Origin of the sequence: uncultured Sphingobacterium sp., from assembly GCF_964277905.1 — a bacterium.
GTDB classification, from domain to species: Bacteria; Bacteroidota; Bacteroidia; order Sphingobacteriales; family Sphingobacteriaceae; genus Sphingobacterium; species Sphingobacterium siyangense.
Genome location: NZ_CAXYKD010000001.1, coordinates 149,423 through 164,606, shown reverse-complemented (window position 1 = coordinate 164,606; position 15,184 = coordinate 149,423). Strand labels below are relative to the sequence as shown.

The following is a 15,184-nucleotide window of genomic DNA, read 5'->3' as shown; positions in this document are numbered from 1 at the left end:
TTGACTAATCCTCCGGTCCAAAATTCAATTCTAACCTAATAATCAGCTAAATATCTTATATATCCCAATTGTTACCCGCATTTCCCCTATTTATAGAAGCCCTGTTACACAAGGAGTTTTAATCGCTTGGCATGTACATTCAACACAATTATAATTGTATATAAAAGCAAATTTATATAAGTTTGTAATCGAATAAGAACTATCGTATGAGTTGGTTTAAAAGAGAAAAAGCTGGTATTAGCACAGCTACCGCTAATAAAAAAGAAGCACCTGATGGTATGTGGAACAAATGTCCCACATGTAAAAAACCATTATTGCATCTTGAACAAGTAGAAAACGACTATGTTTGTCAATATTGTGGCCACCACTTAAGAATTGGCTCCAAAGAATATTTTTCAATTTTATTTGACAATAACGAATTTACAGAACTATTTCCTAATCTAAATTCTGGTGATCCATTAGAATTTTTCGATTCAAAGCCATACCCTGAACGTTTAAAGGAAAGTCAAGCCAAAACAGGCCTTAAAGATGCTTTACGTTCTGGCCATGGAAAAATGAATGGTCAAGACATCGTTATTGCTTGTATGGACTTTAGTTTCATCGGCGGATCAATGGGATCTGTCGTTGGTGAAAAAATCGCGCGTTCGATAGATTACTGTATTGAGCATAAAATTCCATTTATGCTAATTTCCAAATCAGGTGGTGCACGTATGATGGAAGCCGCATTTTCATTGATGCAAATGGCTAAAACTTCGGCTAAATTAGCGTTATTGGCAAAGGCAGGACTTCCTTACGTTTGTTTATTGACAGACCCTACCACTGGAGGAGTTACAGCATCTTACGCGATGTTAGGTGATGTGAATATCGCAGAACCGGGAGCATTAATTGGATTTGCAGGACCACGTGTCATTAAAGAAACAATCAAAAAGGATCTTCCAAAAGGATTCCAGACTTCAGAATTTGTTCTTGAGCATGGATTTTTGGATTTCATTGTCGACCGTAGACAGTTAAAAAACCAAGTAGCTACTTATCTTAAATTAGTGGGATAATCGCCTTCAAAATAGAAAATAAAGCGGTGCCAAGAGTATTCTTGGCACCGCTTTATTTTCTGAAAGTATCTCTTTTATCTGCTAGAAAGCGTCTTCAATTCATCTCATAACTGTTGTGCCTTTGACCTCATGACGGTTTTATAACAGGGTTGAATAGGCCACCCTTTTTAAAGATATTGCCAAAAAGCCCATATTTTTCTTTTGGACAAATAATCCGTTTCGCCCTCCCTATCATACGCTTCCCGCTCAAAAGAAATACGCCGGTAAGCTTTATCAAAATCTCTTAATTGAATAAAATGAACGGTAAATTCGATGAGATACCATACATAGAAAAAGAGAATACCTAATTCAAGCGCCTGTCGCAAATGTATACGCTCATGACGAATCAAGTCATCCTGCTGTTTAAAGAAGGTATTTTTCAGAAAGATAAAAGGATAAATAGTAATTGCATTGGCTTTTCCAAAAGAGAAGAAATTCGTCCAAAATTTGCTAACTATAATCATATATGATGTTTAGACCGTTTTCAAACTAGTCAAACTTAGAAAAATTTACCTTTATACACAATTATTATTGGCTTCTCATGAATTGTACGATATCCCTCTCGGTCAGGCCCTAATCAGATAAGAGATCGCAAAAATTTCTTTTTGAATTGGAATTTTTATTAAGTTTGCTATAGATTAATCGTGAAGATATGCCGTACAAAGAGCGTGAAATAAATAAATTGTATTATACAATGGGAGAAGTTACAGAAATGTTTGATGTAAATGCGTCCCAAATACGTTTTTATGAGCGTGAATTTGACATTCTACAACCTAAGAAAAATAAAAAAGGCAATCGCTTATTTACGCAAGAAGATATTGCCAATTTAAAGATCATCTTCAATTTGGTTAAAGATAAAGGTTATACCCTACAGGGTGCACGTGATTACCTGCGTGACAACAAATCTGAGGCAAAAGAAAATCAACGTGTTGTAGATTCATTGGAGCGCTTGAAGAACTTTCTTCTTGAAGTTCGTGATTCACTATAGTACCTGAGAAACTTCTTTTAAAACTCCCGCAATAGGAAACTTTCCATCGTTTTGACCAACTTCTTCCCGTCTATCCGAGGGGGAAATTCTTTCGATTTATAGAAGAAATAAGATAACGAGCTGACACATTTTACAGCTGAAAATCATATATTTATTTTGATATCAGTAATAGTGTTATTTTATAATATATAGCCATGAAAGCCCCCCATCACCTTCCATACCCAGGCCCTGATCTTACAGACCTATTTACAGGACCTTTATCAACAATATATTAGCAACAACAGATAATAGCAAAACGACCATGCAGACAGCATCTATTTTTCAAAACGTCACATTTCAGGACAAAAAACCCAAAATGGACCTCCTGTTAGAAACAAATGGCAGCAAAGAATATCGCTTGGCTTTTGCAGAAGGGCAATATCTAAAGGAGCATAAAACAGCTGCATCAATTATTGTAGAAATTGTCGAAGGCAATATTGATTTTGGTGTTAACGGAAGCAAAATCAGTCTAACAAAAGGCATGTTAGTGACATTAGAGCCGAATGTACCGCACGATCTCTTTGCTATTACCCAAAGTATCGTCCGGCTGTCTATTCATAAAAAAGACTAAAGAAGAGTCTAGGTGACTTAACGGTCTTTGAGTTCAATAACCTCCAGGTTCTCAATTTTATCTTTATTGATCTCAAACCGCATTAATGTCCTTACTTTGTGCCAGCCCTGCTTACCTGCCGCCCCAGGGTTGAGATGGAGACAATGGATCTTGGGATCGAAGATAACCTTTAGAATATGTGAGTGTCCAGTAATAAATAATTTAGGTGGATTTTTCATCAATTCCCCTTTTATCCGTGCAGCATATTTCCCTGGATAACCACCAATATGTGTCATAAATACGTCCACTTCCTCACACCTAAACCTCAAATCTTCTGGAAATTGTAAACGAATTTCTTGACCATCAATGTTTCCGTATACTCCGCGCAGTGGCTTAAAAGCGGCTAACCGATCCGCAACATCAGGATCACCAAAATCGCCCACATGCCATATCTCGTCGCAGGCTGCAAAATGAGTAAATACAGCTTCATCTAAAAAAGAATGTGTATCTGAGAGTAATCCGATCTTTGTCATCACTTAAAAAGCTAAAAAATAAGGTGCCAAGGCATTTCGATAAGCTTCTGAATAAATACCCTTGGCGGCATAAATAACAAACGTACGTTGAGCGAGCAGTTCGACACGTAAGCGTTCAAATGTAACGATTTTTCGAATGGCCGATTCCCCTTCAAAGGAGCTTATTTGTACTTCACTGGAACAGTATAATCCCCTTTCCGCCGAAATTTTAGTCAACGTTTCCGCTAATGCCGTTGGAACGATCAACACTAATTTTCCCCGATCCGATAAGCGTAAAGCGGCGAAATCCAGCAGTTCAGCAAAAAAATCCAGATCGGTATGTCGCGCCAGCTTCTTGCGTTCATCCGGATTATGTAAGGAATCTGTATAAAAGGGTGGATTTGATACGATCAGATCGTAATGCCCTTGTACATCCATTTGTTGAAAGGAGGAAGCATGCAGTACTAAACGTTCCTGGAAAATGGAATTACGGAAGTTTCTGTCAGCCATTGTAGCAGCCAAAGGGTCTATTTCGACAGCCTCTACCCTACTGTCTACGAGCCGTTGAGCCAACATCAATGCAATGACTCCCGTGCCTGTACCTACGTCCAGCACCCGGTCCACAGGTTCTACTTCCAGCAAGGAAGCCAGCAGTACGCCATCTGTGTTAATCTTCATTGCACAGTCAGACTGATCAACCTCAAACTGTTTAAACCGAAATATCGACGCCATACATCAAAGATAAAACTTTTAGAACCTTTGGTACAAACAAACCAGTGTATCCTGCAATTTATTTGTTAATTTAGTCAGCAACAAATCTATATAAGCCATGAATATCCGTCAGCTTGCTCTTATGATATTGATCATCATCGGTGTGCTTCCTACAAAACTATTGCATGCACAAGAGAATTGTGACCGGCATACAACTGAAATACTTCCCTTATTGACAAAAACATTGAACAACAATGACTTTGACAAAATTGATCCCCTACTCAATAGTATACAAGCTAGCTGTGGTACCAACGAGTTTGTACAGCGTTTACGTATTCTTATATACATCATTGAAAAAAAGAATACCACAACAGAGATCAAAAATTATATAGACAATCAATTCGATAAAAATTTTCTACAAAGACTGGATGCGGCAGACCAGGACGATTTTTCAACACAATACGAACAGCATAAAGAAAAATACAATTTCGTGCCATTAAGACATCCCCTGGACGGCCTGATAAAAGTAAGAGCCAAAGCCCTGCTTGCTTCCGATAGTTATACGTTAACCGATCAGGAAAAAACTATTTTAGAGCTTTTTTCAGATACTGAAGTTGCTAATGCCGTACAAGACCAACAAGCTAACGAACAAGATAATCAACAGCGGTTTCCAGCCCCCAAAGTGTACAGAGATAGACAGAAAGCCAAACTGGGCTATGTTCCTTCAATCGGCGTAGTCACTCCACTTGGCGGAGCCAACAAAATTTTCGGAACCAACATAAACTTTGGATTTATGCTGATGAGCTCGCTGGAAAGAAAATTTATTTTCGAAGGTGGCTTCAAGGTGCGCATCAACTCTAACGACCGCAATATTGATTACAACTACGAGGGCTCCAATGTTTCGGTCAATTCTTCAGCGACCGCATTTATGGGCGGTGCTGTAGGTTACAAAGTTTTTGACAATGATAAATTTATACTGATTCCAAAAGGTATCCTTGGCATAGATATTACAGATACCGGCATCACAGAAAGCGCTTATTCCTCTGGTTATTATGATCCGGATGGTTATTATTATGATGGCGGATACACCGATCGTATGGTAACCATCAATAATGTGCACTTAGGACTTGGTCTCGCATCCCTATTTCGCATGAAAAACCAAAAGTATATTGGTTTCGAACTCGGCTATCATTACACGCCTTATGATGCAAGCAGCAAGGTATTGATTCCGATACAGGCAAATTACGGAAGCTTGGAGCTATTCTTCAGGTTTTAAGCAAATAGCCTTCAAAAACCTGATGACTTCGCAGACACCAACAGTAATGAAAGCGAGCTGAAGATTCTTTCTGGCCAATAAGACCAGAAACTTTCAGAAAAAAAATACGCCAGATGATGTCTATCTTAAAAAAACATCATCTGGCGTATGTAAATCGAAAAAACAAATTCTGCTTGAGAGCAAGTGTCCAAGCCCAAGGGAAGATTTAATTCTTTAAAAGGCGTTGTATCTCATCCAATTTCATTAATGCTTCAACCGGAGTAAGCGAATTAACATCCAGATTATTCAGCATATCCCTGATCTTATTCAAGACAGGATCATCAATAGAAAACATCTGCAATTGGTAGGCCTGTTTCTGGATTTTGCGCATGCTATCTTTAATCTGCTCACCACCTGTGCGCTCCTGCTCCAGCCTTTTCAAAATTTGATTGGCCCGATTAAGCAACTTTTGCGGCATTCCAGCGAGCTTTGCCACATGGATTCCGAAACTATGCTCTGAGCCTCCTGGAACAAGTTTACGCAAGAAAATAACTTTGTTATTGACCTCCTTCACCGTTACATTATAGTTTTTTATACGATCCAGCGAAGTAGTCAGCTCGTTTAATTCATGGTAATGGGTGGCAAACAAGGTTTTTGCCTTAGCAGCAGGATGATTATGTAAAAACTCGGCAATAGCCCAGGCGATAGAAATACCGTCATAAGTACTTGTACCACGACCGATTTCATCCAAAAGAATAAGACTGCGGTCCGATAGATTATTCATGATGCTCGCGGTTTCATTCATCTCCACCATAAACGTAGATTCACCCGAAGAAAGATTGTCCGAAGCACCTACACGGGTGAAAATTTTGTCAACCAAGCCGATCTTAGCCTCTTTTGCTGGAACGAAGCAACCAATTTGTGCCATTAGCACGATCAATCCAGTCTGACGGAGCAATGCAGATTTACCCGCCATGTTAGGGCCCGTAATAATAATAATCTGCTGTGTTTTCGGATCTAAAAAAGTATCATTGGTAATATAATCCTCACCTATTGGCAGGTTTCTTTCAATGACAGGGTGTCTTCCACCTTTAATATCCAAAATCTTGCTCTCGCTGACTTCGGGTTTTACATAATAGTTTTTCTCCGCTACAACAGCAAAGTTAAGCAGTACATCCAACTTAGCTATGAGCTGAGCATTGAGTTGAATAGGTTTGATGTATTCAGCAATGGCAACCAATAGCTCGGCATATAATCTATTCTCAAGCGCTTGGATCTTCTCCTCAGCACCGAGAATCTGTTCTTCATATTCTTTAAGTTCCTCCGTAATGTAACGTTCAGCATTCACCAGCGTCTGTTTACGGATCCACGTCGTCGGAACCTTATCTTTGTGTGTATTAGTGACCTCCAGATAATAACCGAAAACATTATTGAACGCTATTTTTAAAGAAGGAATCCCTGTGAGTTCCGCTTCCCTTTTTTGGATCTCAAGCAGATAATCCTTGCCACCAAAAGCGATCTTGCGCAATCGATCCAATTCAGGATCCACCCCTTCCGCGATTACACTCCCTTTATTGATTGCGACAGGAGGCTCCGCCTGAACCTGTTGCTCGATTTTTTCACGTATAACAGCACAAGCATCTAACTGATCTGAAATTGTCCGAAGAGCATCAGCATCTTTACGATCTGTAAGTTCCTTCAATTTCTCAATAGCATATAATGCGCGCTTCAATTGTACAATTTCCCGCGGATTTGCTTTTTGCAATCCGATCTTGGAAATTAAACGTTCTAAATCTCCCACCTGCTTGATCTGATCAATCAGCTCATCCCGTAAATCACGGTTAGTGAAAAAGAAATCGACCACATTCAATCGCTCCTGAATACTCTTTCTGTCTTTGAGCGGCATCACGATCCAGCGCTTAAGTAGACGCGCTCCCATTGGACTGGATGTATGATCCAATACATCGGATAGCGTAACCGCATTTTCATTCAACGATCCGATTAATTCCAAATTGCGAATCGTAAAACGATCCAGCCACATAAAACGGTCCTCTTCAATACGGGAAAGCGTAGAAATATGTTGCAGATTACGATGCTCGGTTTCATTGAGGTAATGCAATGCCACACCAGCAGCAACAACTCCTGCTGTCATGCGGTCCACGCCGAATCCTTTCATCGAGGAGACTTCAAAATGCTTCAATAGCGTTTCAGTGGCATAATCACCCGTATAAGGCCACTCGTCAAGAAAATAGGTGTAATATTGTGATCCAAACTGCTCTGTAAACTCCTTGCTCTGTTTTTTTGAAAGAATAATTTCTCTCGGTTTAAAGCCCTGAAGCAATTTATCTATATAGGCCACGCTACCTTGAGCAATCAGAAATTCTCCTGTTGAAATATCTAGGAAAGAAATACCGATCCGCTCCTTTTCGATAAAAATTGATGCTAAATAATTATTCGATTTCTGTTGAACAATATTGTCACTGTAGGAGACTCCGGGCGTCACTAGCTCGGTCACACCGCGCTTAACGATTGTTTTTGTCGTCTTCGGATCCTCCAGCTGATCACAGATCGCCACCCGTTGGCCAGCACGCACCAGTTTCGGAAGATAGGTTTCCAATGAATGATGGGGAAAACCAGCCAATGCAGTTTCCGATTCCGAGCCATTACCACGCTTCGTCAAAACGATGCCCAAAATCTGGGCAGCTTTGATCGCATCCTCACCAAATGTCTCGTAAAAATCGCCAACACGGAACAACAACAACGCTCCAGGATACTTAATCTTGATCGCATTGTACTGTTGCATCAATGGGGTCACTTTCTTTTCTTTTGCCAACTTTTAAAATCAATTTTTATGAAGCGTAAAAATAGGATAATATCGTCGCTTTGGCAAATTACAATATCGAACAAATTTTAACACTAATTAAGAATCTTTGAACAGTCAAATTAATATATTTGATTTCCATATAAACTATTTATTATGAAAGTTTTTTTCGCCACATTATTGCTTTCGCTAATGCTCCTCAACATTGCTTACGCACAGATGAAATCAGATCCCATTTCTTTAACCGATGAATCATATGATAAGTCCGGCAAAAAACAGCTTGCTAAAGTGACAGGCCGTGTGCTAAACGCAAGTCCAGAGGAACTCTCAAATCTCAAAATTCAATACACCTTTGTTAACCTAATCGGACCTAGTCAAAGCAGCAATGAGATAAAGGCAAATGCCGATGGTACCTTTGAATTTACCCAAATACATATACTACCTTACCAACAGATATGGTTTAGCTTAGGTGACTATGCTTATACCTGTCTTTACCTTCAAGATGGATTGGAAATCACCTTCGATCTAAGCAAGCTCAAGAAAAAAGAGATTTATATGATCGGTGATGGTATTTCGTTTGCAGGAAAAGATGCCGAAGTAAATCGGCAAATGAACGAATATATTTTATTTGACAAGAAGCATAATCCCGATTTTTACAAGCCACTCCGCCAGCTCAATCCAAGCGACCCTAATTTTCAATATAAATTAGATTCCCTATTTAAGATTCAGCGGAATACAGATCAGGCTTTCTATCAGACATACGGCACAACATGTAAAACGCTGATTGACGCCGCCACTGATGCCCAGTATACGTACAGACAATTGGATTACTACCTAACAAATAAAATTAAAGTAGCTAATGATAGTATACTAGTTCCTATTTATTCGATATCTAATCATGTCAGCGATTATTTTAGATTTTTGCATTATTATGTGAAATATGTCCTTTACCCGGTCAATGAAACTCGCGGAGACTACGTGAAAGTAGCAGACTATGCCAGTCAAACCTTCCCTAAAAATTACGCCGATATTATCAACCTCAGATTTGAAGACGACGATATTGCAGCGCAAAATAAGATTTATAAGACAATACTGAACAAATTAAACAGCAAATGGGCGAAAGAGAATATTAGAATAGAAATAGATGGGCTAAATGTTAAACAAACAAAATTAGAAAAGCTACTGGCATCGGCAAAGTCAGCACCAAAACAGACCTCACTAGGAAAAATTATCAAAGAATTTCCATTTGATGCCGAGCTCATCTCAAACCAAAGCAAAGACGGATCCGAACTTCTTAAAACCATCAAAGCAAAATACCCTAATAAACTTATCGTATTAGATATATGGGCGACCTGGTGTGCACCTTGTATTGGTCAGATGCCTTACAGCAAAAAACTACATCATGAGGCTAAGAGAGTAAAATCACCAATAGAATTCGTGTATCTATGTACTGATCAAGGATCAAATCAAGAGAAATGGATCAATAAGGTAGTCGAACTTGAACAACCAGGCACACATATTTTTGTCGAAAATAATGTAATTAGCGAGCTATTGTCTTTATTTAACGGTGCCGGTTTTCCAACTTATGCTGTGATAAAACCCAATGGTGAAATTGATACCAAGGCAATATCCTGGATGAAAGACGTGACATTAGAAAAATTAGAAGAAATGACAAAATAGTATGTGGAATCTTTGCTTTATGATGCTTATGTTTGCACAAATTTTGTAATGATATGGCCATCAAAAGATCTGGTAAACAAAATACGTCCAGCAAACAACAAAATACCTTCAAAAAAACATCCTTCAACCCATTGAGGTCCATAAAATCTCCTATCCTGCGCATTGTGACACGGGTAGTCCTCTATTTTATTGGTATTTCACTCTTTTGGGTCATTAGCCTGCGGTTTATTAATCCTCCCATCACTTGGTTGATGATTCAACGTGGGTTTGAGCTAAAAGAACAGGGCAAGGGATTTAAACTGGAAAAAAACTGGCTGGATTACGATGAACTTTCGGACAACCTAAAGTTAGCAGCCATTGCAGGAGAAGATGCTCACTTTATGACACATTGGGGATTCGACATGCAAGGGATTCAGAATGCCATTAAAAAAAATGCACAGGGAAAGAAATTACGTGGCGGAAGTACAATCAGTCAGCAGGTAGCCAAAAATGTCTTTTTATGGCCGGGGCGCTCCTGGTTAAGAAAAGGCTTCGAGACCTATTTTACTATTCTTATCGAAACATTCTGGAGCAAGAAACGCATCCTCGAAGTTTATCTCAATGTGATTGAAATGGGACAGGGAGTTTATGGTGCCGATGCGGCAGCTTCGTATTATTTTAGCAAAACAGGCAGCAATCTTTCCAAAAAACAAGCCGCATTGATCATAGCCATATTGCCTAACCCAAGAGAATGGGATGCGCGTAACCCTTCTGCTTATGTCAATAGACGTGCAAATGCAATAGCAAAATATATGCATCATTATACTATTCCTGAATAAGCGAAAATATCGCTATTCGGCGGATCGACCAGAAGAAAAGCAATACAGATCTATAGATAAAATCGATAGATCAAAAAAAAGGCCATATGTAATTATGGCCTTTCTTATATAACTCGTTTTACAACCTATCTAAAAAGTCGTTTATGCCAGCTTTGATGGAAGGGTATTACCCAAGCGTCTTCCATTTGATGCTCATGGGTAATGGTATTATCAAATACTAAGGTATTATCGTTGATGGTACCGTCTGCCAATAACTTCTCAAATCCGTCACGGTTAACCACGCCTATTCCCTGATCCGCTTTATAAGCAAATTGCATTCGATCAAATAGTTGAATACCGTACTTGGATTCAACCCCTTTTAAAAATCGAACCGAACTATCAATAGAACAACCTGATGCAGCCGCGACTTCCTCGTCCACCTTAAGGATGATAAAAAGATTATCCCGCAATTCTGCGGAAGCAGAAAGTGGTTTTCCATGTACTTTCCACTGTTCGACAAAAGCTTCCAGGTCAGTAACAATCTCCTGTCCCTCTGTCGCCGTTAACAGGCGATCTGCCTGATAAATCCAGATACGCTTCATATGCGAATGATTTTTTACAGATCCATCTAGCCGATACGAATCAACTGATTAACCCTATACTGTTTATACTCCCGGATATAAGGAATATCTGTTCCATTATATCCATTTCTATTCCAATTTTAAACCAGATTCAACACATCGAACCCGGCGCACCTTTGTGTTTTTTTATAACAATAATTTGGTCTGCTTTCCGTTATCGCTAACCAATATAATACGGAGAGATCATCAAATAAACAATCACGCCAGTAACGGCCACATAAAGCCACATGGGATAAGTAATACGGGCAAGCTTTTTATGACGTTCATAAGAACCCGATATGCCTCTAACAAATGTAAAGAGTACAAAGGGGATGATGATAATGGAAAGCAAGATATGCGTGATCAGGATAAAGAAATAGATCGGTCTCAAAATTCCCTCGCCACCATATTTTGTTTCGATTGAAGTCATGTGATAAGCGACATACATCGCTAGAAATGCTAAGGAACAAGCAATACACCATTTGATCAAACGCTCGTGTAGAGCCTTATTTCCCTTTTTTATCGCAGCCACGGCCAAAAAAAGCAATACAGCCGTAATCCCATTGATAGCGGCGTAGATAGGAGGCAAAAATGTTAGCGGTTTTACATCATAACCCAGCTTTTGTAAATTCACCGTAAAAAGGATAGCAACCACTATCGGTATCACAATCGATAGCAACCAAATCCATTTACTATACTTTTTTTCCTTGTTAAGACTCTCTTCCATGATATAATTACCTCTTTTGTTCTATTGTAGCTGGATGGTTCCGGACTTCCTCGACCAATAATAATTTGATTTCATCCTCAAGGCGGTCAACATCCGTTTTGACATTAATGTCATAAATACCTCTTATCCGTCCTTTTGTATCAAGTAAAAGATAATTAGACCCAATAATAAATGGTTTGCTGCCCTCCTTATTGACAAGTGCATCCTGCAATAAACTTTCCTGGGCAAATTTAAAGATATCAACAGAAGGATCTGTCACAAAAAACCAAGATTTGGTCCAAGGTTTGTAAACTTTTGCGTATTTAGCTAACACTTCTGGTGTATCGTATGCCGTATCAACCGTAATTGAATACAAGCGGACCTTCTTATTCTGAATAAATCGATTAGCGATTTGATCCAAACGCTTAATCATCGTCCGCGATAATGAAGCATCTCTAGAGTACATCAGATGGACGACAGAAAGTGTTGTATCATTATCCAATAGATGCACTTTCTTGCCATCGAAATTCACAAAATCAACCGGGGGTACAGTATGATAGATAGTATCGGGAATATCACGTCCCCATTTACGATGGGTAGTTCCCGGAACCTCTTTCTTTCCAAAAATTGGCAAAGAGGCGTAGCTATTAGAACCGCTTTTATTTAGTACAAAATATAAAAATCCTGGCAATAAAAGAATTACTGCCAGGATCAATATAGTTTTAATACCTTTCTTTTGTCCAGTATTATTATCCATTCACTTTATCTATTTATTTGGAAACAATTGATGTTCTTGAAAAGCAGATGCTAAGTGCCCTCCTTCAACAAGCATCAAAACAATAAAATAAATAATAAAAATAAACACAATTGCAACGGTAACAATGAAACTCGACTTCTCGAATTTCAAGTGCATAAAGAATGCAACGATATAATAAGCTTTAACTAAAGTAAGCACGATATAAATAGTATTTACTAACGCACCTTTAGCTAAAATTTGCCAATGGTGCACGAAGCCCAATGCAATTAAAAACTCTAGACAAGTAAGGGCTAAAAGTACACCAAATACTCTCCAGATGGCCTTCTTATCCATCCCACCTTCGTGAGCGTGCTCGCCATGAGCGATATTATCTTGATATTGTGACATAGCTATCTAAATTTATTATTTCGGAATTAGATTAAGTAGAAGAACGTAAATACGAATACCCACACTAAATCCACAAAGTGCCAATATAAACCTACTTTCTCTATCATCAGATAAGAACCACGGTTTTCGAATGTATTATTTAATGTCATACATAGAATGATGATATTCAAAATAATACCCACAGTAACGTGGAAACCGTGAAAACCAGTAATTGTAAAGAACAAGTTAGCAAATTGCAAGGCCGAAGTATAAGAAATGTCATGTGTGAAATATGGCATTAATGCTGTTTTGATGGCATCACCTTCCAAACCTGTTGCTGGATTTTTACCAAACCAGAAACCCATGTGGTGTAAGTGAGTCCACTCGATAGCCTGACAGCCTACGAAACAGATACCTCCCAAAATAGTCCAAAGCATCCACTTAACAACTTCATTCTTTTGATTACGATGACCAGCTTCCACGGCCAAAACCATAGTTACAGATGACATAATCAAAATAAAGGTCATTAAACCGACAAATACCAACGGTTGACCATGTTCTGCAATTCCTGGGATAGATTGGAAGATCTTATCAGGATCAGGCCATGTTGGATGAGAAAAGCGTTGTGCGCCGTAATAAACCAAAAATGCAGAAAATGTGAAGGCATCCCCTACCAAGAAAAACCACATCATGATTTTTCCATACTCTAAGTTCCAAGGTGATTTCCCACCATTCCATGGACCAGTTTTTACCTTATCCAATTGCGATACTGTTGTACTCATTGTTTACTATTATTGATTCAAAAGTAAGAAAACATATATATAAATCCATAAAAGATCGAGAAAATGCCAAAAAATACTGGCAAGATCCATGCGGAAAAGATTGCCGTCTTTAGGAAGTTTGTTAATTCCTATAATCGCGCCAATCAAAACGATCAACCCCGCAATAATATGCGCCAAGTGCATCCAGATAAAAACGTAAATAAAAGATTGCGATGCATTGTTATTCACAAAATAAACACCCCTATCGATCAATACATTCCAAGCATGAACTTGCAAGGCAAAAAATACAACTCCCAAAATAAAAGTTGCTATCAAAAACAACCGCTGTTTGGAAGACTCGCCATTTTTAGCCGCTTTATGTGCTAAAAACATCGTTAGACTACTAACCACAATTACCAAGGTACTATATAAAAGTGCGTTTGGCAATAGGGTCTTAATCCCTTTGTCCACGCCGCTCGCTGTGTATACAATGAAACCACTGGATAACGCCGCAAACATCATGAACATACCCAACATACCCAACCATAGGTTGAACTTTTGGGCTTTTCTCTGTACTAACTTCTCGTCAGTTTGTGCTTGTATATCTAACATTATTTCAACGGAATAAAGTTAAGCAATAATACGAGTTGTGTCACAGGCAAATAGATAAATGAGGTAAACATCACTTTCTTCGCTGAAGGAATATCACAATTCTTAAACAGCAAATAACCGTAATAACCAAACATTATTCCACCAACCACGGATACAATCGTAAACCAAATTCCACCAAAGCCAAAATGATAAGGTATAAAACCTGCAGGTATCATAAACAAACCTGAAATGAATACCATAAACGCAGATATCTTATCACGTTTTGTCGTCGGCAATAAGCGAAAACCCGCTAATTTATAGTCATCATCCACAACCCAGGCAATTGCCCAGAAATGCGGAAACTGCCATAAAAACTGAATAGCAAACAACACAAAGGGAATAATAATAATTGCCGCTTCGTTATGTCCACTATAGTAGGCTAAATCGTCTTGCGAAAAGGCTGCATAATATCCAATTAATGGCGGAAATGCACCAGGAAACGCGCCGACAAACACTGCTATTGGTGATTTTCTTTTTAATGGCGTATAGATAAATGCGTAAAGAAGGATACAGAAAACCGACAGCAGACCAGCGACAAAATTTAAACGAACAAGCACCAAGGTTCCTAAGATGCCCATAAAGACACTCAATACCAAAGCCTGTCCTGTTGTCATGCGGCCTGATGGCAACGGTCTGTCTTCCGTACGTTTCATCAGTTTATCCAAATCCTTTTCAATGATCTCATTAAAACCATTAGCGGAACCTGTCACCAGAAAACCACCTATAGTCAACAATAACCAATTGAACCAGAATATATCACCCTGTTGTTTTGATCCTATCAGAAAAGCAATTGACGCAGAAAATACGACCGTCAACGTAAGTCTCAACTTAACAAGCTTTTTAAAATCTGAAATAAATTCTTTCATAACTAAAAGAGACCTC

The 15,184-nt window shown here is 38.8% G+C and carries 17 protein-coding genes; 6 read left to right on the top strand and 11 right to left on the bottom strand.

All coding sequences use genetic code 11. From position 1 onward, the window contains the following. Positions 1-206 precede the first annotated feature (206 nt). Positions 207-1,049: an acetyl-CoA carboxylase, carboxyltransferase subunit beta gene (gene accD, locus ACHWSC_RS00585; protein WP_394675463.1), complete on the top strand. Its 843-nt coding sequence runs from the start codon at positions 207-209 to the stop codon at positions 1,047-1,049. Positions 1,050-1,216: 167 nt separating this feature from the next. Here the strand turns inward: accD and ACHWSC_RS00580 are convergent, their stop codons facing one another. Beyond that, positions 1,217-1,552, bottom strand: a complete 336-nt coding sequence (locus tag ACHWSC_RS00580; RefSeq protein WP_394675462.1) for a hypothetical protein — start codon at positions 1,550-1,552, stop codon at positions 1,217-1,219. A 188-nt stretch (positions 1,553-1,740) separates the two neighbouring features. On the opposite strand from ACHWSC_RS00580, the gene ACHWSC_RS00575 reads away from it, so the two are divergent. Continuing rightward, a complete protein-coding gene (locus tag ACHWSC_RS00575; protein WP_046674120.1) occupies positions 1,741-2,076 on the top strand; it encodes a MerR family transcriptional regulator in 336 nt (111 codons plus the stop codon). A 301-nt stretch (positions 2,077-2,377) separates the two neighbouring features. After that, complete coding sequence (locus ACHWSC_RS00570; RefSeq protein WP_120333520.1) at positions 2,378-2,686, top strand: cupin domain-containing protein; 309 nt, start codon at positions 2,378-2,380, stop codon at positions 2,684-2,686. A 17-nt stretch (positions 2,687-2,703) separates the two neighbouring features. Here ACHWSC_RS00570 and ACHWSC_RS00565 read toward each other — a convergent pair whose 3' ends face one another. Both ACHWSC_RS00565 and ACHWSC_RS00560 read right to left on the bottom strand, forming a co-directional pair. After that, the gene (locus tag ACHWSC_RS00565; protein WP_088160241.1) at positions 2,704-3,198 is read right to left on the bottom strand and encodes a metallophosphoesterase; all 495 of its coding nucleotides are present in this window, start codon (positions 3,196-3,198) and stop codon (positions 2,704-2,706) included. A gap of 3 nt (positions 3,199-3,201) precedes the next feature. Beyond that, complete coding sequence (locus ACHWSC_RS00560; RefSeq protein WP_394675461.1) at positions 3,202-3,909, bottom strand: tRNA1(Val) (adenine(37)-N6)-methyltransferase; 708 nt, start codon at positions 3,907-3,909, stop codon at positions 3,202-3,204. A gap of 97 nt (positions 3,910-4,006) precedes the next feature. Between ACHWSC_RS00560 and ACHWSC_RS00555 the strand changes: the two genes are divergently transcribed. Then, the gene (locus tag ACHWSC_RS00555; protein WP_394675460.1) at positions 4,007-5,164 is read left to right on the top strand and encodes a hypothetical protein; all 1,158 of its coding nucleotides are present in this window, start codon (positions 4,007-4,009) and stop codon (positions 5,162-5,164) included. Between the two features lie 205 nt (positions 5,165-5,369). On the opposite strand, the gene mutS is transcribed toward ACHWSC_RS00555, so the two are convergent. Further along, positions 5,370-7,976 (bottom strand): DNA mismatch repair protein MutS, encoded by a 2,607-nt coding sequence (gene mutS, locus ACHWSC_RS00550; protein ID WP_394675459.1) that lies wholly within the window; start codon positions 7,974-7,976, stop codon positions 5,370-5,372. A gap of 144 nt (positions 7,977-8,120) precedes the next feature. Between mutS and ACHWSC_RS00545 the strand changes: the two genes are divergently transcribed. Together ACHWSC_RS00545 and mtgA are read left to right on the top strand one after the other, a co-directional pair. Further along, complete coding sequence (locus tag ACHWSC_RS00545; protein WP_394675458.1) at positions 8,121-9,644, top strand: TlpA family protein disulfide reductase; 1,524 nt, start codon at positions 8,121-8,123, stop codon at positions 9,642-9,644. Positions 9,645-9,697: 53 nt separating this feature from the next. Then, positions 9,698-10,462 (top strand): monofunctional biosynthetic peptidoglycan transglycosylase, encoded by a 765-nt coding sequence (gene mtgA / locus ACHWSC_RS00540; protein WP_153846053.1) that lies wholly within the window; start codon positions 9,698-9,700, stop codon positions 10,460-10,462. Positions 10,463-10,587: 125 nt separating this feature from the next. Here mtgA and ACHWSC_RS00535 read toward each other — a convergent pair whose 3' ends face one another. The 7 genes from ACHWSC_RS00535 to cyoE form a co-directional block, all read right to left on the bottom strand. Beyond that, complete coding sequence (locus ACHWSC_RS00535) at positions 10,588-11,043, bottom strand: ABC transporter ATPase (RefSeq protein WP_394675457.1); 456 nt, start codon at positions 11,041-11,043, stop codon at positions 10,588-10,590. A 199-nt stretch (positions 11,044-11,242) separates the two neighbouring features. After that, on the bottom strand, positions 11,243-11,788 hold the full coding sequence (locus ACHWSC_RS00530; protein WP_309364561.1) for a DUF420 domain-containing protein: 546 nt from the start codon (positions 11,786-11,788) through the stop codon (positions 11,243-11,245). 7 nt (positions 11,789-11,795) lie between these two features. Continuing rightward, the gene (locus ACHWSC_RS00525) at positions 11,796-12,524 is read right to left on the bottom strand and encodes an SCO family protein (RefSeq protein WP_088160235.1); all 729 of its coding nucleotides are present in this window, start codon (positions 12,522-12,524) and stop codon (positions 11,796-11,798) included. Between the two features lie 9 nt (positions 12,525-12,533). Then, a complete protein-coding gene (locus ACHWSC_RS00520) occupies positions 12,534-12,911 on the bottom strand; it encodes a cytochrome C oxidase subunit IV family protein (protein ID WP_075991045.1) in 378 nt (125 codons plus the stop codon). Between the two features lie 26 nt (positions 12,912-12,937). Continuing rightward, a complete protein-coding gene (locus tag ACHWSC_RS00515; protein WP_046674128.1) occupies positions 12,938-13,672 on the bottom strand; it encodes a cytochrome c oxidase subunit 3 in 735 nt (244 codons plus the stop codon). 9 nt (positions 13,673-13,681) lie between these two features. Further along, the gene (locus tag ACHWSC_RS00510) at positions 13,682-14,263 is read right to left on the bottom strand and encodes a cytochrome c oxidase subunit 3 (protein WP_075991043.1); all 582 of its coding nucleotides are present in this window, start codon (positions 14,261-14,263) and stop codon (positions 13,682-13,684) included. Next, positions 14,263-15,168, bottom strand: a complete 906-nt coding sequence (gene cyoE / locus ACHWSC_RS00505) for a heme o synthase (protein WP_070563553.1) — start codon at positions 15,166-15,168, stop codon at positions 14,263-14,265. The genes ACHWSC_RS00510 and cyoE overlap by 1 nt, the downstream gene beginning before the upstream one ends. Between the last annotated feature and the right edge of the window lie 16 nt (positions 15,169-15,184).

Excerpts from the sequence above, each read along its gene's own strand:
- mtgA (WP_153846053.1), top strand. The coding sequence starts at position 9,698 with ATGGCCATCAAAAGATCTGGTAAACAAAATACGTCCAGCAAACAACAA.
- ACHWSC_RS00555 (WP_394675460.1), top strand. The coding sequence starts at position 4,007 with ATGAATATCCGTCAGCTTGCTCTTATGATATTGATCATCATCGGTGTG.
- ACHWSC_RS00545 (WP_394675458.1), top strand. The coding sequence starts at position 8,121 with ATGAAAGTTTTTTTCGCCACATTATTGCTTTCGCTAATGCTCCTCAAC.
- ACHWSC_RS00520 (WP_075991045.1), bottom strand. The coding sequence starts at position 12,911 with ATGTCACAATATCAAGATAATATCGCTCATGGCGAGCACGCTCACGAA.
- ACHWSC_RS00530 (WP_309364561.1), bottom strand. The coding sequence starts at position 11,788 with ATGGAAGAGAGTCTTAACAAGGAAAAAAAGTATAGTAAATGGATTTGG.
- ACHWSC_RS00525 (WP_088160235.1), bottom strand. The coding sequence starts at position 12,524 with ATGGATAATAATACTGGACAAAAGAAAGGTATTAAAACTATATTGATC.
- ACHWSC_RS00560 (WP_394675461.1), bottom strand. The coding sequence starts at position 3,909 with ATGGCGTCGATATTTCGGTTTAAACAGTTTGAGGTTGATCAGTCTGAC.
- ACHWSC_RS00580 (WP_394675462.1), bottom strand. The coding sequence starts at position 1,552 with ATGATTATAGTTAGCAAATTTTGGACGAATTTCTTCTCTTTTGGAAAA.
- ACHWSC_RS00570 (WP_120333520.1), top strand. The coding sequence starts at position 2,378 with ATGCAGACAGCATCTATTTTTCAAAACGTCACATTTCAGGACAAAAAA.
- accD (WP_394675463.1), top strand. The coding sequence starts at position 207 with ATGAGTTGGTTTAAAAGAGAAAAAGCTGGTATTAGCACAGCTACCGCT.
- ACHWSC_RS00575 (WP_046674120.1), top strand. The coding sequence starts at position 1,741 with ATGCCGTACAAAGAGCGTGAAATAAATAAATTGTATTATACAATGGGA.
- ACHWSC_RS00510 (WP_075991043.1), bottom strand. The coding sequence starts at position 14,263 with ATGTTAGATATACAAGCACAAACTGACGAGAAGTTAGTACAGAGAAAA.
- cyoE (WP_070563553.1), bottom strand. The coding sequence starts at position 15,168 with ATGAAAGAATTTATTTCAGATTTTAAAAAGCTTGTTAAGTTGAGACTT.
- ACHWSC_RS00535 (WP_394675457.1), bottom strand. The coding sequence starts at position 11,043 with ATGAAGCGTATCTGGATTTATCAGGCAGATCGCCTGTTAACGGCGACA.
- ACHWSC_RS00515 (WP_046674128.1), bottom strand. The coding sequence starts at position 13,672 with ATGAGTACAACAGTATCGCAATTGGATAAGGTAAAAACTGGTCCATGG.
- ACHWSC_RS00565 (WP_088160241.1), bottom strand. The coding sequence starts at position 3,198 with ATGACAAAGATCGGATTACTCTCAGATACACATTCTTTTTTAGATGAA.